Genomic DNA, 22,238 nt, shown 5'->3' with positions numbered 1-22,238 from the left:
TCAGCGCCCAGGACCTTACTCGTTGGAAGCGATTGTGTAGCGGTCATCCCGGTAGAAGAGATGCACACCGATCCGGGTGGTTTTGGTAAAGCTCCGGCTCCAGCGCGGGCTAACGCCGGTGGTATGGTAATAGGTGGCGCCATCGGTCAGCTTGGGCGCTGCCCCATCGATGGTCAGCCGCGCAACCTTGGCGACCTGCGCATAGGCCGCTTTTTCGCGGATCACCTCTTCGTGGCCATCACAGGTATAGGTGAATTGGCACTGATAGCGCCGCCCGGTGCCCTGATTGATCACGCTACAGAGCGAGTTCGGAAACTGCGCCGATTTGGCCCGGTTCATGATGACCTCGGCCACGGCGAATTGCCCTTTTACGGTTTCACCACGGGCCTCAAAGTAGAGCGCCTCTGCCAGACAGGCGAATTCTGCATCGCCCTTCGCCGCGGGCTGCTCAGCCAACCAGGCCTTGCTCATGGTGACTTCGGTCACATTGCGGCGGTTCTTGCGCGTCTTGAACCCAAAAAGACCGGCCAGCCGGTTCTGCGGAACAGCGTTGAGGCTGGATTGCTCGCGCTTGAACAGCGCGCCCAGGCCGGTATCGGCCACAGCCATCGATCCCGCCGTCGTTGCCGCCGCACATAGGGCAGCCAGGGTCAGGGTTTTCATCGTCAGGAGTCCTTGTTTTTCCATCTGCGCAGGGCCTCCCCAGTCCCATACGACCGCCTCCCTTAACGATTTTCCCCGCCTGCGTCCAGTTTGGGCGCAAACATCTAGGTATCGCAGTCAGTGGCACGCCTTTGGTTCCGGGGAAAAGCTGCGGCGCAGAAAACAAGATTTCCTTAATTTTAAGTATATGTTGGCGCTGTGGTTCCGGTTTTGGCGCCAATTGCAAGCTGCGCGGCAGCAAGTCGCACGATGGGAACCCGGAAGGGCGAACAGGAGACATAATCAAAGCCTGCTTCACGGCAAAATGCGATTGATTCGGGGTTGCCGCCATGCTCACCGCAGATCGAAAGCGTCACCTCCGGATTGGCGCCGCGTCCGCGCTGAACGCCCAGTTTCAACAGCTCACCGACCCCGTCCACATCCAGCACATGGAAGGGATCTTCCGGGAAGACCTCCTGCTGGACATAGTTTGACATGAAGCGCCCCGCATCATCGCGCGACAATCCATAGGTCATCTGTGTGAGGTCATTGGTGCCGAAGCTGAGGAAAGCAGTATGAGGGGCGATTTCCGCCGCACGCAAGGCCGCACGCGGGGTTTCAACCATGACGCCAAGCCGGTAGTCGAAACTCTCACCACGCTCTGTCGCCACCGCGGCCGCCACCGCGTCGATGCGCGATTTGACCATTTCAACTTCACGCTTCGCTGAAACCAGCGGGATCATCACCTCTGGCACCACAGGTGCGCCGTCCTTTGAGGCCTCCAGCGTGGCCTCAAAGATGGCACGCGCCTGCATATCATAGATCTCGGGCACGGTGACGCCCAGGCGCACCCCGCGCAGACCCAGCATGGGATTATATTCGCCCAGCTCCTCGACCCGGCGGGTCACATCGCTGACAGGGATATCCAGGGCCTCGGAAAGCTCGCGTTGACCTGTCTTGGTCGCAGGCAGGAATTCATGCAGCGGCGGGTCGAACAGGCGAATGCAGACCGGCATGCCCTCCATGATCCGGAACAGCTCCTGGAAATCCTCGCGCTGCATCGGCAAGAGCCTTTCCAACACCGCTTCGCGCCCCGAAGGGGTCTCGGCAAAGATCATCTCACGCATCACGGTCAAGCGACCGGGATCAAAGAACATATGCTCCGTCCGACACAGGCCAATGCCCTGAGCGTTGAAGTTTCGCGCGGTCTTGGCATCTGCGGGCGTATCCGCATTGGCACGGATACCAATATCGCGGGCCTCATCCGCCCAGCTGAGCAGCGTGCGAAAGGCATCATCCTGCGCCGCTTCCAGCATTTCTGGCTCACCCGCCAGGATCTCACCATTGCTGCCATCGATGGTGACAGTGTCACCGGCACGAAATACCCGCCCCTCGGCCGAGACCAACTGTTTCTTCTTGGTAATGAACTTCAGGTTCGAGGCCCCGACGATACAGGGCAAGCCCAGCCCTCGGCCAATCACCGCCGCATGGCTGGTCATGCCGCCCTTTTCGGTCAGCACCCCCACGGCGGCATGCATGCCGCGCACATCTTCGGGGGAGGTTTCGCGCCGCACCAGGATACAGGGCTCACCCCGCGCCGCGCTGGCCTGGGCCTCGGCAGCGGTAAAGACCAGACGCCCGGTGGCCGCCCCCGGACTGGCGGCAATGCCACAGCCGATCACATCGCGTTCCGCATCCGGTGCCACCTGCCGGTGCATCAGCTCGTTCAGCGCATGGGCATCCACCCGCATCAGCGCCTCTTCGGGGCTGATGATCTCATCCAGCGCCAGGGCTACAGCGATGCGCACCGCCGCGCGCGAGTTGCGTTGCACCCGAACCCCATCCAGGATGTGTAAGTTGCCATTCTGTATGACAAATTCCACCTGCATCTCTTCGCGCAGACGGCGCCGCATCAGCTCGGCATGCTCCTTGATCCGGGCAAAGGCCTCTGGCGCCAGCTCCTCCAGCGAGGGGCCCCGCGTGTCCTTTTCCAGGAACAATGCCTCACGGCCCGCACCCAGTGCCTCCCGCCCCTGGGACTGGCTGAGATAGCGGCCAATGATCTGCGGCGCGCCGGTCTTGGAATCAACCAGCTGCAACACACCCGAGCCGCATTCCCCCTGCCCCAAGCCTGGGATCATCTCCTGCACCACCAGGCCTAGGCCCGCATCACCCGGCGCGCCCTTGGCCTGCCGCAAGAGCCGCGCCGTGGTGCCTTCCCAGGCCCGCGCCATGGAGCGCAGAACCGCCGCCAGCTGCTCGCCCGGATCCTGCGGGAAAGGCTCATCGGTTTCGGCCTCATAGGCGATCAGGATTTCACGCAACGCATCCGGCCCGCCCTCCTCGACATCGTCAAAGACATCCGGATCGAGCCGCGCCACATGCACCGCATAGGATTGCACGAAACGCAGGTAAAGCGACGAGGCCGCCTCCTTGCCCAGGCTCTCACACAGGCTGACATAGCGGGCATCATTCATGCCGATATTCAAAACCGCGCTGGGCCCGCCCCAGTCCGGCACCTCAGACGAGGGCCGCACACAGAGGAGCGCATCTTCATGAAACTCCCCCAGAATGGCGGGAATATCCGGCAGATCGCCAGCGGCGATATTCTGCACCGCAGCAAATGACAACGCCACAGTACAGGGCACCGGCAGTTCCAGCCGCACCAGCCGCTGCAAGCACTTCGCGCGACCACCGTGGCTGGCGGTGGCAATTGGGGCAGTCGGGGTGATCAAAATCGCAAATGGGGTATCAGGCATGGTTTTTCTGCACTGCGGCACCTTTTCAGTTGCCCCGCAGCATAACCAGCGCGCCTCACATCGCAAGGGTCTTGCCGCCGCAGGCCTCGGAAAACCAGTATCCAACCGTGCCCGCACGCAGGCTCGCGTGGAAATCCGGGTCAAGGCCTGCGCCAGCAGCCGCGCCGCGCGCGGTTCAGCCTTGAGGCGGGTTTCCTCGCATTTAAACTCGACAGGGCTCTTTCAGGGCAGAACTGCCCCTGAAAGGCCTCTCAGCAAATAAAAAAGGGCCGCGTCGCAACGCAGCCCCTTTTTTGAGTTGCCAGGAGTTTTCGCCGACCTCAGGCCTCGATCCGGCTCAGATCCGCGACCTGGCCACAGACCTTTCGGATTTGCGAGAGCAGGTTCAAGCGATTGCGGCGCACCACCTCGTTGTCGGAATTCACCTGCACCGCCTCAAAGAAAGCATCCACAGGTGCGCGCAGAGCGGCCGTGCCGCCCATGGCGGCCGCGAAATCCTCGGCCTCGATGGCCGTGGAGATCGCCCCCTCGCTCGCTGCAAGTGCTGCGAAAAGCGCCTTTTCGCTGTCATCCTCGGCAAATTTCACATCCGCCCCATAAGAATACTCCACCCCATCCTTCTCCTCAGCCTGGGACAGGATGTTATTGGCCCGCTTAAAGCCCTGCAGCAGGTTCTCCCCATCCTCGGACTTCAGGAAATCCTCCAAGGCACGGGCGCGTTTCACCAGAAGGGTCAGGTCATCATTGCCCTCCATGGCGATACAGGCATCGATCACATCATGCCGGATCCCCTGATCCCGCAGGAAGACTTTGAGGCGGTCATGGAAGAAGGTGAGAAGGTCAGAGATTCTCTCAAGAAATGAAATTCCTTGTTCAAATTCTTTTCTATCCCCCTCTTCAAGCTCATCTTTCTCATTTAAGTACGCAAGAATATCCTCGACACCCATATTCTTGATAAACTCGGCCTCAAGCTCTTCTGCCTGCCCGCTCTGAATAAAGAGTTGGTTTTCGACCCCCGCAACACCCTCTGCAACTTCGTTTGCTTGTTCCTTCAAAACAGCAAACAAAGACATACGAACATCATTCTCCAATACCAGCCGGATCACACCCAGGGCGGCGCGGCGCAGGGCGTAGGGGTCTTTGGACCCAGTGGGCTTTTCGTCGATGGCCCAGAAGCCGGTCAGCGTGTCCAGCTTATCCGCTAGAGCAACTGCAACCGATACAGGTTCCGTGGGCACATCATCGGATGGACCCAACGGCGAATAATGCATCTCGCAGGCATTCGCCACCTCTTGCGGCAGGCCAGCGGCCTCGGCGTAGTAGCGGCCCATCAAGCCTTGTAGCTCGGGGAATTCATAGACCATCTCAGAGCTGAGGTCCGCCTTGGCCACCCGCGCGGCTTGTTCCGCCAGATCCGCATCGGCGCCCACAACCGGCGCGATCTCACGCGCCAAAGCGGCGATGCGGTCAATGCGCGCGGCCTGGGTGCCCAGCTTGTTGTGGAAGGTCACATTCGACAGCTTTTCAGCCCAGGCCGCCATGCCGGTTTCGGATTTCGCCACCCGCAGGTCGTTCGCCCAGAAGAACTTGGCATCGGCCAGACGTGCCGACAGCACCTTTTGGTTGCCCGCCAGAATGGTCGCGCCCTGATCGGCGGTTTCACGGTTGGCAACGGTGACAAAGCCCTCAATGCGCCCCGTCTTGGGATTGCGCACAGAGAAGAACTTCTGATGCTCCTTCATCGAGGTCTGCAAGACCTCTGGCGGCAGCTCCAGAAACTCCGCGTCGATATCGCCCAAGAGCACCACAGGCCATTCCACCAGACCAGCGACTTCAGCCAGGAGGCCCTTGTCCTCAACCACTTCCAGCCCGCGCGCAAAGGCCTGATTGGTGGCCTCCTGCCAGATCGCCTGCTGCCGCTCGGCGGTGTCCAGCACCACATGCGCGCGCTTCAGCTTGGCTGCATAGTCTTCAAAGCCAGTGACGATGATTTCATCTGGCGCCATAAAGCGGTGCCCATGGGTGGTATTGCCCGATTTGATGCCATCGATGTCCAGATCCACCACAGTGGCGCCCGCCTCATCCGACAGGACACAGAGGATCGAATGCAAGGGCCGCACCCAGCGCAGAGAGCCCGTGCCCCAGCGCATGGATTTTGACCAGGGGAAGTTGCGAACCGTGTCTTCCAGCACCTCGGCGATGATCGCAGCCGCAGGGCGGCCGGGCTTTTCGATTGCTGCGAAATAGACCGCCCCTTTGGGGGTATCACGCTCTTCCAGCTGATCGCGGGTCAGGCCTGCGCCGCGCAGGAAGCCTTCGATGGCTTTGTCTGGCGCGCCCACCTTGGGGCCTTTGCGCTCTTCGCGCACCGTTGGGCTTTCGGCCAGCAAGCCCTCAAGCGCCAGGGTCAGGCGACGCGGGGTCGAGAAGGCCGCAGCGCCAGCATAGGTGAGCCCCGCTTCGACCAGACCATCGGTCACGCGCTTTTTCAGGTCCTCAGCCGCACGCGCCTGCATACGGGCCGGGATTTCCTCAGAGAAAAGTTCAATCAGCAGATCGGGCATCAGTTTTCCTCGGGCGTGGCCGCGCGAGGCGCGGTGAATTCAGTTGGAAGGAGAGGCGCAGCCCGGCGGCGGGCCGGGCGCGGCAGTACTTTAGCCGGGACCATCACTCGCCCCCGCCGGTCTCGGGCCGGGGCGGGCAGGCTTCGCCCACAACGGTGCCGTCATAGGCCTTGTGGCCGCATTTGTTCAGCTCATGCCAGACATAGCCGCGTCCGTCCTGGGTGACGGCAACGATACGGTCAACACCGTAAGAGATATTCTTGACCGAAAGGAAGCTCTGGGCACGGCCCGCGGCCAGATCCGCCCCAAGGGCTGCCGCATCAAAACAGTCAAACCAACCCGGCGCATTGCGCGGCTCATTCTTGTCCGACAGCTCAAACAGCTGCGCCAGCGCCTCAGGTGTGAGTTCGGTGCGGAAACAGGCGCGATAACGGATCGGCGAACTTTCGGCGTCGATTGCCTCAAAGGCGGAATAGGCGATGGGCTGCGGGGTGTCGCCGCCCAGTGGCAGCAGCATGACATCCTGGCCCGGCTGCAGCTCCACCTCATCATAGAAGCCGTAGATCTGCAGATAATACATCGCCCCACCGGCAGCCAGGGCCGCGACGATCAGAACAATGGAAAGGAATTTGCCCATCAGACCCGCCCCCGGTTCAGGCTGCCGGGGTGGCGCTGTAGCCACCGGCCTCGGTCAGCACAAAAGCATCTGCGCATTGCTTGGCCAACGCTCGCACCCGCCCGATATAGGCCTGGCGTTCGGTAACCGAAATCACCCCGCGTGCGTCCAGGAGGTTGAAGATATGGGAGGCCTTAATGCATTGATCATAAGCGGGATGCGCCATGATGATGCGCTTGCCGGTCTTAGGGTCCTGATGCTCCTGCGCCAGAATGGCGGCACATTCGGCCTCTGCCTCTTCGAAATGGCGCAGCAGCACGTCGGTATTGGCCACATCAAAGTTCCAACGGGCGTATTCTTCCTCGGTCTGTTTGAAGACATCCCCATAGGAGAGCGGGATCAGCGCATCGGGGTCGTTAAAGGGCATGTCCATCACGTGGTCGATGCCCAGGATATACATCGCCAGACGTTCCAGACCATAGGTCAGCTCCCCCGAAACAGGGTGACAGTCATGGCCGCCGACCTGTTGGAAATAGGTGAACTGGCTGACTTCCATACCGTCGCACCAGACTTCCCAGCCCAGGCCCCAGGCGCCCAGCGTCGGGCTTTCCCAGTCATCCTCGACAAAGCGGATGTCATGCAGATCCATATTGACGCCGATTGCTTCCAGCGAACCCAGATAGAGCTCTTGCAGGTTGGGCGGCGAGGGTTTGATCAGCACCTGATACTGGTAGTAGTGCTGCAGCCGGTTGGGGTTCTCACCATAGCGCCCATCGGTGGGGCGTCGTGAGGGCTGCACATAGGCCGCGGCCCAGGATTTGCTGCCCAGTGACCGCAGGGTGGTCGCAGGGTGAAAGGTCCCCGCGCCGACTTCCATGTCATAGGGCTGCATCACCGCGCAGCCTTTGGAGGCCCAGTAATTCTGCAGCCGCAGGATGATCTCCTGGAAGGAACGCGGCGCGTTTGAGGTGCTCTGAGTCATGTCGGGTCCTCGTCTTGGGCTCGAAAGGGCGGCAAATGCGGCTTTCTTCCTATGCAAGCCCCCCGGCAGGGTCAACGGCCCAAAGCGGGCTTTGCCCCTATCAAAGCGCTGCGATCCGCAGCTTTGTTGCGCTTTGATGGCGCCGATCGGAAAAATCCGCAGCTTTGCGGCATCAGGATCGGAATTCCCCCCTGCATGAGGAGTTCACTTTATCGCGGCAAAATGTTTATCTGCGCGGCAATAATTGAATCTACCGGGATAGAGGTCCTGATAATGAGAAAAATGATTGCCGCAGGGGTCGCAAAATTTGCAGCAGTGGCCCTTGCCCTTGCCATGACATTGCCCGCACAGGCGCAGCAGAACCCGCAGGACACGGTCTGGATCCAGATTGCTGCGCGCCCCTCGCTGGCCGCAGCGCAGCAAGAGGCGCAGAATTTCGCGACCCAATTACCGGATGTCACCGGCTATGCACTGGGCGGTGGCTGGTATGGCGTGCTGATTGGCCCCTATACCCGCGCCGATGCGGAGCGGGTCTTGCAGGTCTATCGCGCAGAGAATCAGATCCCGCGCGACAGTTTCCTCGCCCTGGCTGATAACCTGCGCAGCCAATTCTACCCCCTTGGTGCGGGCAACACCCAAACCCCAGTTGCGACCCTGGTTCAAAATCAGATCCAGTCGCAGATTGAAGCCCTGTCAGAAACCCAACCCACCGCAGAGCCGGTTGCGGAACCCGCGACCCCGGCCCTGCCGGATGAAACCCGCGCTGAAGCTCGCCGCAGCGAAAGCCGTTTGAGCCGAGACGAGCGCAAGGATCTGCAGATCGCCCTTAAGGCCGCCGGTTTCTACAGCGCTGCAATCGATGGCGCCTTTGGCCGTGGCACCCGTCGCTCGATGTCCGACTGGCAGGCCACGCGCGGGCTGGAGCCGACAGGCGTTCTGACCACCGCCCAGCGCCAGATGCTGCTGGACGAATATAACGCACCGCTCATCTCTGTTGGCATGGCACGGGTGCAGGACCTCAAGGCCGGTATCGCGCTGGAGATCCCAGCGGGTGAGGTCACCTTTGACCACTACGAGCCGCCCTTTGCCCATTACAACGCCAGCGGCGATCTGGGTGCGCGGGTCCTGCTGATCAGCCAGCGCGGCGACAAGAGGACGCTCTATGGTCTTTATGACATCATGCAGACCCTGGAGATCGTCCCCCTGGAAGGCCCGCGTTCGCGCGAAGGCAACAGCTTCACCCTGGAAGGGCGCGACGGCAAGATCGTCTCTCACACCCAGGCCAGCCTGAAAAACGGTGAGATCAAGGGCTTCACCCTGATCTGGCCTGCTGGTGATGAAGACCGCCGCACCCGCGTGCTGGCCCAGATGCAGAAGAGCTTTGAGCGCACCGACGGCGTGCTGGAAGACACCGCAGGGGCTGACATCCAGCAGAACATCGATCTGATTTCCGGTCTGGAAGTGCGCAAACCACGCCTCTCACGCTCCGGTTTCTTTGTGCATGAGGATGGCACCGTTGTGACCACCTCGGATGCAGTCGCTGGCTGTGCCCGCGTTACCCTGGATCACGGCTATGCCGCCACGGTCGTCAGCAATACGCCTGAAAACGGCCTGGCCATTCTGCGCCCTGCGGATCGGCTGGCCCCTATGGCGGTTGCCGCACTGGCCAACCAGAGCCCGCGCCTGCAGTCCGAAATCGCGGTTTCCGGCTTCTCTTACGAAGGGGTCCTGGGCGCGCCCAGCCTCACCTGGGGGAAACTGGCGGATGTCAAAAGCCTGGATGGCAATACCGGCGTTGCGCGACTGACGCTGGAAGCCCAGCCCGGCGATGCGGGCGGACCGGTTGTCGATCACACCGGCGCTGTCCTGGGCATGCTGCTGCCGCATGAACTGAAGGGCCGCCAGTTGCCCGCAGGCGTCAGCTTTGCCGCCAATGCAGAAGCCATTCGCGCCGCTCTGACCAACGCTGGCCTCTCTGCCTCTGGTCCATCCGCGGAGGTATCTGCCCTGTCGAACCAGGCGCTGACCGACCGCGCCACCGGCATGACCGTATTGGTGAGCTGCTGGGACTAACCCGCACCCACCCTCGAAAACAAAAAAACCGCCAAGGGAGAGATCCTTTGGCGGTTTTCTTTTACCGCTTTCCACCCAACCGCTTCGATTGGCCTAAGACCTAGACGGAGAGGTCAAACCCGCTGGTACAGCTCCGCGAACAGCTCTTGGCAAAAGGCGATGAGCGGAGCCAGCAGCGCATCCTCTGCAACCCCGGCCCGCGTGGCAATCACGATGGGCGTGGCGCCAAACCCCTCTGTCAGAGCGACCGGCACCACCGATTTCCCCTCATAGGTCAGGTCAGAGACCGGCCGCATAGAAAGAATGGAAAGCCCTAGCCCATTGGCAACATAGCTGCGCACCGTCTCAATTGAAGCCGAGCGATAGGCGATGCGCGGCTTTATCTCGTGGTGGGCAAATTGCGCGTGGAAATACTCCCGGCTTTGCGGCGCATCAAAAAGCACAAAATCCTCTCCGTCGAGCGCACGGATCGAAACCCGATCCTGCCCGGCCAGAGGATGCCCCTGCGGGACAATCAGATAGGGCTGTGGCTCAGCCAGGGGGTGGATATTGAACAGCCGCGCATCCAGACCCAGATCATAGAGAATGGCGAGGTCCAGTTCATTCTCTTGCAGGGCTGTTGTCAGTTCCTCCTGCAGCATCTCGCTGAGGTTCAGCACCACATCGGGGGCCTGTCTTTGGTAGCCGGTCAGGATCTGCGCCAGGAAAAACGGCGCCAGGGACTGAAAGCACCCCAGCCGCAACGTGCCCCTGCGCTGCTGGGCAATATCCTCCACCGCCATATCCATCTGATCCGCCAGCGCCAGCAGCTGATCCGCATGGCGCAGGAACTCACGGCCCTGTGGGGTCAGCTCCATCCCGCGCGCATGCAGACGCCGAAACAGCACCAGACCTGTCAGATCCTCCAGCTTGGTTATGGCCTGGGCAATGGCCGGCTGCGAAACACCCGCCGTTTCCGCTGCCGCCGCGATCCCGCCTTTGCGCGCTACCGCTTGGAAATAGGCGCATTGTCTGAGGGTGATCCGGGTCATGGCCGCGCGCTCCGTTTTCAGGAAAAGTTTTTCTTTCCCAAAAGGAAATTTAATACAGTTTTTCCGATCATACAAAGCCGGATATCAAGGTTGCAACGGACCACGCGAACATGGAGATCCCCAATGAGCCTGACTGGAATTATCGACCTCGAGAGCTTCCCGATTACTGACCCTGCCTTCCGTGCGGCCTGCAAGGCAGAATTCGACAAAACAGGTGTCTTTGTGATGCCAGGCTTTGTCCTGCCCTCGGTGATCCAGTCGGTCCAGGAAGAGGGTGAGGCCAATCGCGGAGACGTCTATGCCAAGACCGAGCAACACACAGTTTATCTGAGCAAGGCTGACCCGGACTATGCCGAGGATCATGCCCGAAACCGACTTGTCACCTCCTCCAAGGGTTGCCTCACCGATGACCAGATCCCTCAGGCCTCGGCCCTACGGGCACTCTATGATGATCCGGAGTTTCGCAGTTTTCTCTGCCATGTTCTGGGGGAAGAGCAGCTGCATGAATATGCCGACCCCCTTTCGTCAATCAATCTGCATTTCCACGAAAAGGGCCAGGAACTGGGCTGGCATTTCGACAACTCTTCCTTCTCGATCACGCTGATGGTGCAGGCGCCTGAGGCGGGAGGGCAGTTCGAATATGTGACCGGCGTTCGGGATGCGGATCACGGCGAGATGGGTTTTGACGATGTCACAGCCATTCTGGATGGCAAGACCCCGGTCCAGACCATGGAAGCCGAGGCAGGAACCCTGGTCTTCTTCCGCGGTCGCAATTCCATCCACCGGGTGGCGCCAAATGCCGGAGATCGCACCCGGATGCTGGCAGTGCTGGCCTATAACGCCGAAACCGGTGTTTCCCTCTCCGAGGCGGCCCGCATGACCTTCTATGGCCGCCTCTCCTAAGAGGCGCGCGCGAAAAAGAAAGGCGCAGCCCTGTCCTAGGAGCTTCGCCTTGAATTCTGCCAATCCTATGGCCGCGTCAGGTCTGTTGCCCTGACATGGGCCCATCTCAGTACTGGTGTGGACGTCCATCCCAGGTATTGAAACAACCCGTTGTTTCGACCGAGAGTTTTTCGAACTCCGCCAACAGGCCTGCAGCGCTTTCCTCGACGCTGATATCGCCCTCTTCGCCGCCCATATCAGTCCGCACCCAACCCGGATGATAAATGCCAACGGCGATGCCCTCCGGTTTCAGATCCGTTGCCAGATTGCGCCCGATATTCAGCGCCGCCGCTTTAGAGGCGCGATAGGCATAGCTGCCGCCCGGCGCGCGGTGATGGCTGGCCATCTGCGAGGAGATGATGGCGATCTTTGGCTCCTGCGCCAGCCGCAACTTTGGCAGGAGCGCCTGAACCGTCAGGAACACGCCGGTCACATTGGCCCCCAGGCTCTGGCCCCAGATCTCCGCGGTGTATTCCTCCAGCGCCATGCCTTTGTCCAGATAGACCCCGGCATTGCAGACCAGCAGATCCACCGGCCGCTCACCAATTTCAGCGGCAAAACGGGCCTGTTGACCGGGATCGGTCACATCCAGGCGATGGCCTGCGGAATGCCCCCTTGCCGTGCCGCGCACCTCATGGCCCTGCTCTCGCAGCCGCTCGGCGAGTTCGCGGCCAATCCCCCGGCTGGCTCCGGTGATCACTGCATGCATATTGTCTGACCTTGTTGGAAAAGGGTTTCAGTTGGATTTGCGATTGGGACCAAAGGGCAAGGGCATTACTGGAATGCCCTCTTCGATCAGCTCCTTGGCCTGATCCATACGTGCCTCGCCGTAGATGGCGCGTTCTGGGCTCTCCCCCAGATGCATGGCGCGGGCCTCTTGCACAAAATTGTCGCCCACATAGTCCGAGTTCTTCTCGACCTTTTCGCGCAGCTCCCGAATGGCGCTCTCCAGCTCACCAGAGGGGACAGATAGCGCACCCGGCCCCGCCGCGCCGGGTTGCGCCGGAACAGGGGCCGCAGAGGCGGGAGTTGTGGCCGGTGCCGGTGGCGATGGTGCTACTGCCTGTGGCTGCTCTGGCTCACCCAGCTTGGAGGCGGCTTTGCGCCCCGGACGCACCCTTGGCGCCATCATCGCCTTTTCAACCTCAGTCGAGCCGCAAAAGCTGCAGGCCACCATGCCGGCGGCGGCGAGCTTGTCATAGGCGGAGGCCGACTGGAACCAGCTGTCAAAGCTGTGACCCTTGGCGCATTTGAGGCTGTAATTGATCATGATCCCATCCATAGCAGGAAATGCTGATTAAATACCCAACATGGTCAAGATCAAGAGCGGAATGCCGCCCAAGCCTGCAGCTTCCCCAACATCGCGCAGTTGTCCGCGCCAATCGGTGGAACTTTCTGACAGGATTGCGGACGAAGCTGCCATTCGCCGCAGTTGCGCCAATGGCTGTTTTCGATCACGGCAAAAGAATGACTGTTGTGCCTGCGACTGCCAGAAAAGCTCCGACAATAGCTAAGAAACGATGGATCAAGCCCTCCTTAAGGCAAAGGGTTGGAAGTATCTGGATTGGCGAAAGAGAGCCCAAAACGGCGGCGGTCCCCGCATCAAGCGATGAAAAAGCGTAGAGCAGGAGAGTCGACGAAACGCCGTATCCGATAGAGCCTGGCAGATTGGTTCTGCCAAGAAGATAAGGCGTGACGAAAGCCTTCGGTTGGAAGGAATTCGCCGGCCAAAGAGCCACAGCCGAAATTAGAAATGCCGCTACATTAAGCGCAGAGGCTTCGTAACCTCCTATCTCTCGCTTTGACAAGCGGGCGGTCAGATTGTCACCAAATGCAGATGTTATTACGTTTTCTTACTGCCCTGAAACCCGATTTTCGGCCGTTTGTAGCTAGAGTTTTTCGCTCGCATTTTCCTTTGGTTGGGTCGCATCGCGCTTGACGCAGAAAAACGATTTTGACTTTATGTTGAGGTAGTCAACTTCGAGGACAGGATGCTTCACTTATTATTGATTGGCGTGGCTGCAGTTTTTCTAACTGCGCCCGCTGCCCAAGCTCAACAGTCTGCGAGTGAGCTCAATCGAAGGATTGAAGAATTGGGGTCGTTTGAGTTTTCAGACATCAAACAGACCGTCGAAATTGCAGGGGATAGCTGCATCCTGCGCGTAAAGACATACTCGTATGATAAGAACCGCAAACTCAACCGTTTGATCGAAAAGGCCGTCGATCTTGGAAGGCTGCACCCAAAATTTGACCGCGGGTCGAAGACTTATGTTAACCTCACTTCAGGATCTCCCATCATTCGGTTTGCTGGATTAGGTCTTGAGAAGATAGGAGAGAGGCGCGTGCAAAAGTTCTTTGTCTACAAGGGACAGAAAGACGCCAATGGATTGAAGTTGGAGAGGGAGGCAAGCTTCTGGGACAGTTGCAATACGGATCATGATTTCTGTCAAAGGGTTGATCCGCTTTGGGCGTGGTTCGAGATCAATCCGCCAATTTCACCAAGTAAGCCCGATCCTTGGGACCGATCCAAAGCCGAAAGCTTGGGCGGCACGATCCAAGCCAGGATCAAGAGTTGCACGTCTCGCTAACTTTTTCTGACATCGCCAATATACGCTATTGGGGCTGCCGGTTTTGGGGCAGAGGGTATTTTTCAACCACCAACGGCGCCATCACCGAAGACATCGTACTTCAGTACGTGGAAAACCACATCGCGGATCCTACCGGCGCCAGCCGGTAGTCGTTCAGTTCTTTGTGTCCCGTCTTCTGGAGCGCGTCAAGTCTGTCTATAATCTAAAGCTGACGTTCGTCGCAAACGCAGCATCCGGGACTTTGGGCTCAAAGCAGACAGATGCAAACCACCATCAACCCTCACTTGGCACCAGCAGACATAACAAAATGAAGACTGCGCCCCAATAGATCAGTGTTTTCATTGGAACGCCTTTTCTTGTCATCAGAACAACCTAGAGGGATGCGAGCGAAAGTGAGATCATCTCCAAACAAAAATGCCGCCTTTGCCTGTGTCCAGCACCATAGCTTCAGGGGAAAAATAGTCTTCTTCACCCAGTCCAACCGATAGGGACAAATTCCCACCAAAGCGCATAGTAAAGGCAGCAGAACTCGTCTCTAACCCAGTCACAACTGCCCCATCGAAATCGTCCGGTTGCCCACCGAGAAACGAGTATTTGTTGTTCACTGTCAGAGTGATGCCACTTTCGAATACTGATCCTCCCCCACTGAAGTGATCCGCCCGTATAGTTAGGAAACGGAGGATCAGATATGGGAATCAAGCGACACAAGCCCGAAGAGATTGTCACGAAGTTACGGCAGGTTGAGGTGCTTTGCGGCCAAGGGATGCCGCGCGTAGACGCCATTCGACAGGTGCAGATTACAGAACAAACCTTCTATCTCTGGCGCAAGCAATATGGCGGTATGGGAACCGACCAACTGAAGGAACTAAAGCGACTTCAGAAGGAGAATGACCGGCTGCGTCGGGCAGTTTCTGATCTGACATTGGACAAGCTCATTCTGTCGGAAGCTGCACGGGGAAACTTCTGAGCCCCTCGCGCCGCCGTAACTGCATTGATCATGTGCGACGCCAGTTCCACGTCTCAGAGCGTCGCGCCTGCCGTGTTCTGGGACAGCACCGTTCCACACAGAGGCGGGTGCCTGTTGGACGTGCTGACGAAGACCGGTTGGTGTCTGACATGATCGAACTGACACGCCAATATGGTCGATACGGTTACCGTCGGATAGCGGCTCTTCTGAGAGACGCCGGCTGGCAAATCAACGACAAACGTGTTGAGCGCCTATGGCGGCGTGAGGGGCTGAAAGTTCCAATGAAACAACCGAAGAAAGGACGGCTCTGGCTGAACGACGGGTCGTGTGTTCGACTCCGGCCCGAATATCGTGACCATGTCTGGTCCTATGACTTCGTGCACCATCGAACGGATGACGGGAAAGCGTTCCGGACACTGAACATTCTGGATGAACACAGCCGGGAATGCCTGGCGATCCGGGTGAAGAGGCGCTTGAACTCGGCAGAAGTTATTGACGCGCTGACAGATCTTTTCATCCTGCGTGGCGTTCCTGCTTTCATCAGATCAGATAATGGCCCAGAGTTCATTGCTCAGGCCGTTCGAGATTGGATCGCAGCGGTCGGTGCCCAAACGGCCTACATTGAACCAGGATCACCTTGGGAGAACGGATACTGTGAAAGCTTCAACGCGCGCTTCAGAGACGAGCTGCTGAATGGAGAGGTATTTTACAGCCTGCGTGAAGCCCAGATCCTGATTGAACAATGGAGAAATCACTACAACACAAAACGGCCGCATAGTGCTCTGGGCTATCGCCCACCGGCTCCGGAAGCCATCGTTCCGGTGGAAACCAGGCCGATCATGCACTAACACTCACACTGGACCACTTCGATGGGGCTGATCAGTGGGAAAACGCGATCTGCCCAACGGCTTGGTCGCGAAGCGCGGTACTAAAACAATTCTCTTTAGCCATACATTTCCAACCTTGCACTACATTATTGCTGACAACATATTTCCAATATCATTCGATCAACAATCAGTGCATCAAAGCCGCAAACTCAATTTTTTCGTTGGCTTAGACACAATGGTAGAAAAGCAGGGTTCCACCTGCAATCAACCCTCACTTGGCACCAGCGGGGCGCAACGGGATGCGCGCCGCAAACTCCTCCAGAATGTCATTTTCCGGCCGGTCCGCCTCTACCGCCAGCCGACGCAGGCCGAAATGCACCAGCGCCATTTCGTGGTAATAGCCCGCATAGACATAATTCACCGTGGCCCCGGCTGCTGCACCCAGAACCGGCACCGCTTGGGCGGCCAATTTGTGGCCCATGGCCGTGGCCAATCTGGGCGCCACAGTGCGGATCACCTGGCTCAGCGCCTGGCCAGAGAGACTCATCCTAAGGGCATAAAACCCGGTGTCGGCCCCGTCATCGCGGGAGAGCGGCCCGGCAGAGGCAAAGACCCGCAGGCAATCAAAGCAGACATTATCCGCATTGGGGTCAAAGCCCTGCGCCGCTGCACCGTCTTGCACCGTGCGCAGCAAAAAAGCCGTGGTGGCGGGCAGTTCAATCAGCGCCCCTGGCAGGCCGGCGGCGCCGCCTGCGGCCCCCATTGCACTGCTGAGGATCCGGTTCACCTGAGCCGTTTGCCCCGGCAGCACCCGGCGCGACCCGCGCGCGGCCTGCATCGCCAGATGCAGCGCCTGCTCTGTCGCGCCCCCGAGTTGCTGCTGCACGCCTTTGGGCAGTTTGTTCAACAGGCTCTCCGCCTGGGTACCCATAAGGTTCAGCACCGAGAGCCCCATGCCACCCGCCGATTGGTAGCGCTTTACCAACGCCTGCAACTCAGCCTCGGTTTCCTGTGGTGACAGGTTCCGCAGCTCTGTCAGGATTTCACCCATGCTCATGCCTCCCTCTGCTTCAAGAGATTGGCCTCAATCGCGCTGGTTTCAAGAGCTGGCGGGCAGATCACCGCCCTGCCAGCGCGTGACCTTGCCGGCAATGCCTTCCCAGGCCCCCGGCCAGTCCTTACCCCCGAGACAGAGGCCCAGAACACGCTCCGGATTGGTGGGGGGCGGCATTTCCACGCCGGGTAGCTGTTGAAAGCCAAAGCGCCGGTAATAGGGCGCATCGCCCACCAGCATGCAGCGTTCCCAGCCGCTTTCTTGGGCCTTGGCCAGGCTGTCGCGAATAAGGGATCCGCCCAGCCCCTCCCCCTGGTGGGTCGGGTGGACCGCGACCGGCCCGAGTAAAAGCGCTGACGACCACTCGGAGGCTTCCGCACCCTCTGGTGCGATATGCACCGGCCAGAAACGGATGGCCCCCGCCAGAATGCCCAGCTCATCCCGCGCCACCTGGCTGAGGCCCGGCACCGGCGGCACATCATCGCGCAAACGGTAGGACGACAGCGCCTCGCGGCCCGGCGCAAAGCACAGATCATATAGGGCCTCGACCTCCCAGCGATCCTCTGCCGTCTCTGCGATCAGTTCAATCACGCTCTCTTGCCTCCGCGCGTGCCCCTCCCCCAGGCAGCGTCACGTCCTGCGTTCCGGGGCTGGCATTCGCCCTAGCACGGGCGTAAGCCTGGGGCAAACACTTGGAGACGCGCATGTTCTACCGCCCAGAAGACGGCCACGGGCTGCCCCACAACCCTTTCAATGCCTTGATCACCCCGCGCCCCATTGGCTGGATCTCCAGCCGGGCGACGGATGGCACCAACAATCTGGCGCCCTATTCCTTTTTCAACGGGGTCGCCTATGAGCCGCCGCAGGTGATGTTTGCCACCACCAGCGGCAAGCCGGATCAAACCTCGGGCACCAAGGACAGCCTCAGCAATATCGCGGAGACAGGTGTTTTCTGCGTCAATGTGGTGGCATTTGAAATGCGCGACGCGATGAATGCCAGCTCTGCCGCGCTGCCAAAGGAAGTGGATGAGTTCACCCACGCAGGGCTGACGCCTGTGGACTGCGAGAGCATCAATTGCGCCCGCATCGACGGGGTGCCGGCTGCCCTGGAATGCCGGTTGACCCAGATCGTGACCCTGCCAGGTGAAAGCAACCGGGTCGCCTTTGGCGAGGTCATTGGCATTCACCTGCGCGAGGATTGCCTGATCGACGGCCTGTTCGACGTCACCCGGTTCCAGCCCCTAGCCCGCATGGGCTATCGTGACTATTCTGTGGTGCAAGAGGTCTTCTCCCTTGCCCGCCCCGACGACTGAGGCCGCCTATGCCCCTGCCTGACCCCAGCCTGCGCAACCCGATCATCCTCCTCCCGGATGGGCAACCCCATGCGGGCACAGTGATGCTCAACCGCGCAATCGACCACCCGAATATGCAGGTCGGCGCCTTTACCTATGCCTCGGATTTCGATCCGCCGCAGGATTGGGCCAGCCATCTCGCCCCTTATCTCTTCCCTGGCGCGCGGGAGAGGCTGGTGATCGGGCGGTTCTGCCAGATCGCCCATGGGGTGCGCTTCATCACCGCCTCTGCGAACCACGCTCAGGACGGGATCAGCTGCTATCCCTTCCCAGTCTTTGATCCGGAGGAGATGGCCGGTTTCCAGCCTGACACCCGTGATACGATTGTGGGCCATGATGTCTGGATCGGCTATGGCGCCCTGGTGCTGCCTGGGGCGCAGATCGGTGATGGCGCCATTATCGGCGCAGGCGCCGTGGTGCGCGGCAAGATCCCGCCCTATGCGGTTGTCACAGGCAATCCCAGCGCGGTGCAGCGATACCGGTTTCCCAAACCCCAGATCGCCCGGCTACTGGCGCTCAAATGGTGGCATTGGCCTGCCGAGCTGATCGCGCGAGCAGAGCCTGCCCTCCTCTCCGGTGACCTCGACATGCTGGAAAGCCTCGCCCCCGATTGATCCCCCCTTGCATCTGCTGCTTCGGAGCCGCCTTCGCCTTGCAGCCCCAAAGGCAGGGCCCGGATGAAAACGCCAGCCAAATCGCCGAGGTTCCACACCCGCAGGGGGTGGATACGGCTATTTTGCTTGCGGCTTTCAGAGGGTGCTCTGCCAGGCAGGGGCAATAGGCAAAGGAGGTGAGAAGCAGCATTTGCTGCTTTGGTGAGCCAGAGACAAAAATGCCGCGCCTTCTCAGAAGGCGCGGCGCTTTCACGCATCTATTTGGCCGATTCAGTGACCGCCGAGGATCCCGGTCTTGACCGAGTAGTCAACGGCGACCTGATACTCCGGGTCATCATCGCTATCGATCATCAGATGCCCCGCCTTGGTCAACAGCTGGTGACAGTCACGGCTCAGGTGACGCAGCATCAGGGTCTTTCCAGCAGCCTCATATTTGCCGGCAATCGCTTCGATCGCCTGTAGGGCTGACTGGTCCACGACCCGGCTGCGTTCAAACTCGACAATCACCTTGTCGGGGTCGTTTTCCACGTCGAAGAGCTCGATGAACCCGTCGGTGGAGCCAAAGAACAGCGGCCCTTCGATCTCATAGACCTTGGCACCCTTCTCGCTCTCGCTCTCACGGGTGATGGCGTGGATACGACGGGCGTTGTTCCAAGCATAGGCCAGCGCCGAGACGATAACACCAACAACAACCGCCACCGCAAGGTCGCTCATCACTGTGACAACGGTCACCAGCACAATCACAAAGGCATCCATCAAGGGCACCTTGGTCATGATCTTCAAAGAGTTCCAGGCGAAGGTGCCGATCACCACCATGAACATCACACCCACAAGGGCCGCCAGCGGGATCTGCTCAATCAGAGGCGAGGCCACCACGATGAACAACAGCAAGAACAGTGCCGCCGCGAGGCCCGCGATGCGAGTGCGGCCGCCGGATTTCACATTGATCATCGACTGGCCGATCATCGCACAGCCGCCCATGCCGCCGCAAAACCCGGTCAGCACATTGGCCGCCCCCTGTGCGATGCACTCCTGGCTGGCCCCACCACGCTTACCGGTGATTTCACCCACCAGGTTCAGGGTCAACAGGCTCTCGATCAACCCAATGGCAGCCAGGATGATCGAATAGGGCAGGATGATCATCAGGGTTTCCCAAGTAAAGGGCGCCAGCGCATCACCATAGATGCCCAGGCCTTCACCAAAGGGATTGTGGAACCGTGGCAACCCACCCTCGATCGAGGCCATATCGCCAACGCGCGGCACATCCAGCCCCAGCGCAATCACCAGAACCGCCACAATGCCGATCCCCGCCAGCGGCGCAGGAATGATGCTGGTGATCTTTGGCGTGCCCCAGATGATCACCATGGTCAGCCCCACCAGACCCAGCATCAAATAGAGCGACAAGCCACTCAGCCACTCGGCACCCTCTGTCCCCGGCACCTTGAACTGCGTCAGCTGCGCCAGGAAAATGACAATCGCCAGCCCGTTGACAAAGCCCAGCATCACCGGATGCGGCACCAGGCGGATGAACTTGCCCCAATGCAAAGCTCCGGCAATGACCTGCAGGATCCCCATCAGCACCACCGTGGCAAAGAGATACTCAACCCCGTGCTGCGCCACCAGGGCCACCATGACCACCGCCAGCGCCCCCGTCGCGCCAGAGATCATCCCAGGCCGGCCGCCAAAGAGCGAGGTGATCAAGCCAACCAGAAAGGCTGCGTAAAGCCCCACCAGCGGGTGCACCCCGGCGACAAAGGCAAAGGCCACCGCCTCGGGCACCAGCGCCAGCGCCACGGTGAGACCCGACAACAGCTCGGTGCGGACCCGGCCAACCGACCAGCCCTCATCCTGCATGATGGAGAGGTTCGGCGGTGAAATACGATTGGCCAGCAGGGCCATTGCGGCGCGTCTCATGGGGTCTACCTGTGTTTGGGGAGCTTGGTGTTCGCTGCCCGCCCCTAGCCGAAATCCGCCGATGGGGCAAGGGTGAAGCCGCGCCGAGCCCCCTATTCCACCATGTGAGCAGCCCCTGAGCCCGATATGTCACCCATTCTGTCCCAATGCTTCGCACGCGAAACAAAGGGTCAACACCCCTGTCGCCTGGTTCACAATAGGTAGCGTCGGCGCACGCCGGTGGAACGGAAACCTAAAGAGACCGTTCTTTCAGAGAGGGGTTTGTTTTCAGGCTGAGGGCCGACTGGCAGTCGAACCGGCAAATACATCACCCCAGAACCCGCGCCACAAGTTCCACTCCAAGATAGAGGCCCACCCCAAAGGTGAAATGGGTCACCAGGCTGCGCCGCCGCGCCAACCAGGGCTGCGGTGTATAGCGCGCCGCCAACCCCATACCCAGTCCCGGCTGCATAATCAGCATAGGCAACAGGACTGTCGCCAGCCCAAAGCCCACAATCGGCAGGATGGTCGGTTCTCGCAGCACACCCCAAGACAACAGCCCCCACAAAAGCGCCGCCAAGGCCACCCCGACCGCATAGTGCAAACCCCAGCCCAAAGCCCGTTCATAGGGCACTGGATCTGCTGCCTGCGGATTGGACAAAACCAAGCGCCCCCTTGCGACATGCCCCAGCCAGCGCCCGACCACGGCCCAATCCAGCCCGCGCTGCCCCAAAAGACGCGCGCGCAACCAGGCAACCCCATCCATAAACAGGGTTGCAAATACTCCAACGGCCAAAATCCATACCATGGCCTGCCAATTTCCGCTCATCCCGCTTTCCTTTTCTTGACGGATCCTTGTAACAGGTGTCCTCTGTGCAAATTAAAGCCAACTTTAGGTCAAGCATGAATTCACTGGATATCGCCGAAGTGGCCCGGCTTAGCGGTGTGAAACCCTCGGCGCTGCGGTATTATGAGAGTCTCGGCCTCATCGCCGCCGACAGCCGCAAGGGGTTGCGACGCCAGTATGACGCCTCGGTTCTGGATCGTCTCGCGCTTGTGACCCTGGGCCAGCGCGCCGGTTTTTCCTTGCAGGAGATCGCAGAGACCCTGGGCCCTGCCGCCCTTGCAGAAGCCTCGTTTGAACTGGACCGTAGCCGCATATCCAAACGCGCGGACGAGGTCGACCGCCGCATCCGTGAGCTCAGCCTGCTGTCACGTGCCCTGCGCCATGTGGCCAAATGTCAGGCCCCCAGCCATGCCGAATGCCCGAATTTTCGCAAAATGATGACAGAGGCACTGACCTGGACCGGTGAGGATCGGCAAAAGCTCTGACC

At 59.9% G+C, this 22,238-nt stretch carries 21 protein-coding genes; 8 read left to right on the top strand and 13 right to left on the bottom strand.

Features of this window, described 5'->3' with window-relative positions:
- Positions 1–15 precede the first annotated feature (15 nt).
- From RSK20926_RS02325 to RSK20926_RS02300, 5 genes are all read right to left on the bottom strand, one after another.
- On the bottom strand, positions 16–687 hold the full coding sequence (locus RSK20926_RS02325; RefSeq protein ID WP_008204142.1) for a cell wall hydrolase: 672 nt from the start codon (positions 685–687) through the stop codon (positions 16–18).
- 155 nt (positions 688–842) lie between these two features.
- The gene (locus RSK20926_RS02320; protein ID WP_008204141.1) at positions 843–3,401 is read right to left on the bottom strand and encodes a putative PEP-binding protein; all 2,559 of its coding nucleotides are present in this window, start codon (positions 3,399–3,401) and stop codon (positions 843–845) included.
- Positions 3,402–3,721: 320 nt separating this feature from the next.
- On the bottom strand, positions 3,722–5,917 hold the full coding sequence (gene glyS / locus RSK20926_RS02310) for a glycine--tRNA ligase subunit beta (RefSeq protein WP_442852515.1): 2,196 nt from the start codon (positions 5,915–5,917) through the stop codon (positions 3,722–3,724).
- Between the two features lie 151 nt (positions 5,918–6,068).
- Positions 6,069–6,602, bottom strand: coding sequence for a DUF6446 family protein (locus RSK20926_RS02305; RefSeq protein ID WP_198136552.1), 534 nt, complete (start codon positions 6,600–6,602; stop codon positions 6,069–6,071).
- A 16-nt stretch (positions 6,603–6,618) separates the two neighbouring features.
- On the bottom strand, positions 6,619–7,563 hold the full coding sequence (locus RSK20926_RS02300) for a glycine--tRNA ligase subunit alpha (RefSeq protein ID WP_008204137.1): 945 nt from the start codon (positions 7,561–7,563) through the stop codon (positions 6,619–6,621).
- A 273-nt stretch (positions 7,564–7,836) separates the two neighbouring features.
- On the opposite strand from RSK20926_RS02300, the gene RSK20926_RS02295 reads away from it, so the two are divergent.
- Positions 7,837–9,636: a trypsin-like peptidase domain-containing protein gene (locus tag RSK20926_RS02295; RefSeq protein ID WP_037253554.1), complete on the top strand. Its 1,800-nt coding sequence runs from the start codon at positions 7,837–7,839 to the stop codon at positions 9,634–9,636.
- Positions 9,637–9,749: 113 nt separating this feature from the next.
- Here RSK20926_RS02295 and RSK20926_RS02290 read toward each other — a convergent pair whose 3' ends face one another.
- A complete protein-coding gene (locus RSK20926_RS02290) occupies positions 9,750–10,667 on the bottom strand; it encodes a LysR family transcriptional regulator (protein WP_157133012.1) in 918 nt (305 codons plus the stop codon).
- Between the two features lie 123 nt (positions 10,668–10,790).
- On the opposite strand from RSK20926_RS02290, the gene RSK20926_RS02285 reads away from it, so the two are divergent.
- Positions 10,791–11,570 carry a HalD/BesD family halogenase gene (locus RSK20926_RS02285; protein WP_008204134.1) on the top strand — a complete coding sequence of 260 codons (780 nt, stop codon included), beginning with the start codon at positions 10,791–10,793 and terminating at the stop codon, positions 11,568–11,570.
- A gap of 106 nt (positions 11,571–11,676) precedes the next feature.
- Here the strand turns inward: RSK20926_RS02285 and RSK20926_RS02280 are convergent, their stop codons facing one another.
- The 3 genes from RSK20926_RS02280 to RSK20926_RS23310 are packed head-to-tail and all read right to left on the bottom strand — an operon-like array spanning position 11,677 to position 13,032.
- A complete protein-coding gene (locus RSK20926_RS02280) occupies positions 11,677–12,318 on the bottom strand; it encodes an SDR family oxidoreductase (protein WP_008204133.1) in 642 nt (213 codons plus the stop codon).
- 27 nt (positions 12,319–12,345) lie between these two features.
- Positions 12,346–12,879, bottom strand: a complete 534-nt coding sequence (locus RSK20926_RS02275; protein ID WP_037253547.1) for a DUF1178 family protein — start codon at positions 12,877–12,879, stop codon at positions 12,346–12,348.
- A 27-nt stretch (positions 12,880–12,906) separates the two neighbouring features.
- Positions 12,907–13,032, bottom strand: coding sequence for a hypothetical protein (locus RSK20926_RS23310; RefSeq protein WP_008204131.1), 126 nt, complete (start codon positions 13,030–13,032; stop codon positions 12,907–12,909).
- 568 nt (positions 13,033–13,600) lie between these two features.
- Between RSK20926_RS23310 and RSK20926_RS02270 the strand changes: the two genes are divergently transcribed.
- The 3 genes from RSK20926_RS02270 (at position 13,601) to RSK20926_RS02260 (ending at position 16,012) form a co-directional block, all read left to right on the top strand.
- Positions 13,601–14,197 (top strand): hypothetical protein, encoded by a 597-nt coding sequence (locus RSK20926_RS02270; protein WP_008204130.1) that lies wholly within the window; start codon positions 13,601–13,603, stop codon positions 14,195–14,197.
- Complete coding sequence (locus RSK20926_RS22330; protein WP_269724374.1) at positions 14,182–14,346, top strand: transposase; 165 nt, start codon at positions 14,182–14,184, stop codon at positions 14,344–14,346. The genes RSK20926_RS02270 and RSK20926_RS22330 overlap by 16 nt, the downstream gene beginning before the upstream one ends.
- A gap of 539 nt (positions 14,347–14,885) precedes the next feature.
- A protein-coding gene (locus RSK20926_RS02260; RefSeq protein WP_085979690.1) for an IS3-like element ISRosp5 family transposase occupies positions 14,886–16,012 on the top strand; the annotation gives its coding sequence in 2 pieces (ribosomal slippage) (positions 14,886–15,150 and positions 15,150–16,012; 1,128 coding nt in all).
- Positions 16,013–16,262: 250 nt separating this feature from the next.
- Here the strand turns inward: RSK20926_RS02260 and RSK20926_RS02255 are convergent.
- Entirely contained in the window at positions 16,263–17,042 is a 780-nt protein-coding gene (locus RSK20926_RS02255; RefSeq protein ID WP_037253544.1) for an EcsC family protein, read from the bottom strand.
- A 48-nt stretch (positions 17,043–17,090) separates the two neighbouring features.
- Positions 17,091–17,636: a GNAT family N-acetyltransferase gene (locus tag RSK20926_RS02250; RefSeq protein WP_008204125.1), complete on the bottom strand. Its 546-nt coding sequence runs from the start codon at positions 17,634–17,636 to the stop codon at positions 17,091–17,093.
- A 113-nt stretch (positions 17,637–17,749) separates the two neighbouring features.
- Here RSK20926_RS02250 and RSK20926_RS02245 point away from each other — a divergent pair, with 113 nt between their 5' ends.
- Together RSK20926_RS02245 and RSK20926_RS02240 are read left to right on the top strand one after the other, a co-directional pair.
- Positions 17,750–18,358, top strand: a complete 609-nt coding sequence (locus RSK20926_RS02245; protein ID WP_008204124.1) for a flavin reductase family protein — start codon at positions 17,750–17,752, stop codon at positions 18,356–18,358.
- Positions 18,359–18,366: 8 nt separating this feature from the next.
- Positions 18,367–19,011 carry a CatB-related O-acetyltransferase gene (locus RSK20926_RS02240; RefSeq protein WP_008204123.1) on the top strand — a complete coding sequence of 215 codons (645 nt, stop codon included), beginning with the start codon at positions 18,367–18,369 and terminating at the stop codon, positions 19,009–19,011.
- Between the two features lie 270 nt (positions 19,012–19,281).
- Here the strand turns inward: RSK20926_RS02240 and RSK20926_RS02235 are convergent, their stop codons facing one another.
- Entirely contained in the window at positions 19,282–20,925 is a 1,644-nt protein-coding gene (locus tag RSK20926_RS02235; protein ID WP_037253327.1) for a SulP family inorganic anion transporter, read from the bottom strand.
- A 307-nt stretch (positions 20,926–21,232) separates the two neighbouring features.
- Entirely contained in the window at positions 21,233–21,733 is a 501-nt protein-coding gene (locus tag RSK20926_RS02230; RefSeq protein ID WP_008204121.1) for a DUF2938 family protein, read from the bottom strand.
- A gap of 74 nt (positions 21,734–21,807) precedes the next feature.
- Between RSK20926_RS02230 and RSK20926_RS02225 the strand changes: the two genes are divergently transcribed.
- Positions 21,808–22,236: a helix-turn-helix domain-containing protein gene (locus RSK20926_RS02225; RefSeq protein ID WP_008204120.1), complete on the top strand. Its 429-nt coding sequence runs from the start codon at positions 21,808–21,810 to the stop codon at positions 22,234–22,236.
- Positions 22,237–22,238 lie beyond the last annotated feature (2 nt).

This window comes from Roseobacter sp. SK209-2-6, from assembly GCF_000169455.1.
Taxonomy (GTDB): Bacteria; Pseudomonadota; Alphaproteobacteria; order Rhodobacterales; family Rhodobacteraceae; genus Pseudophaeobacter.
This window is presented reverse-complemented; position numbering and strand designations above follow the sequence as displayed.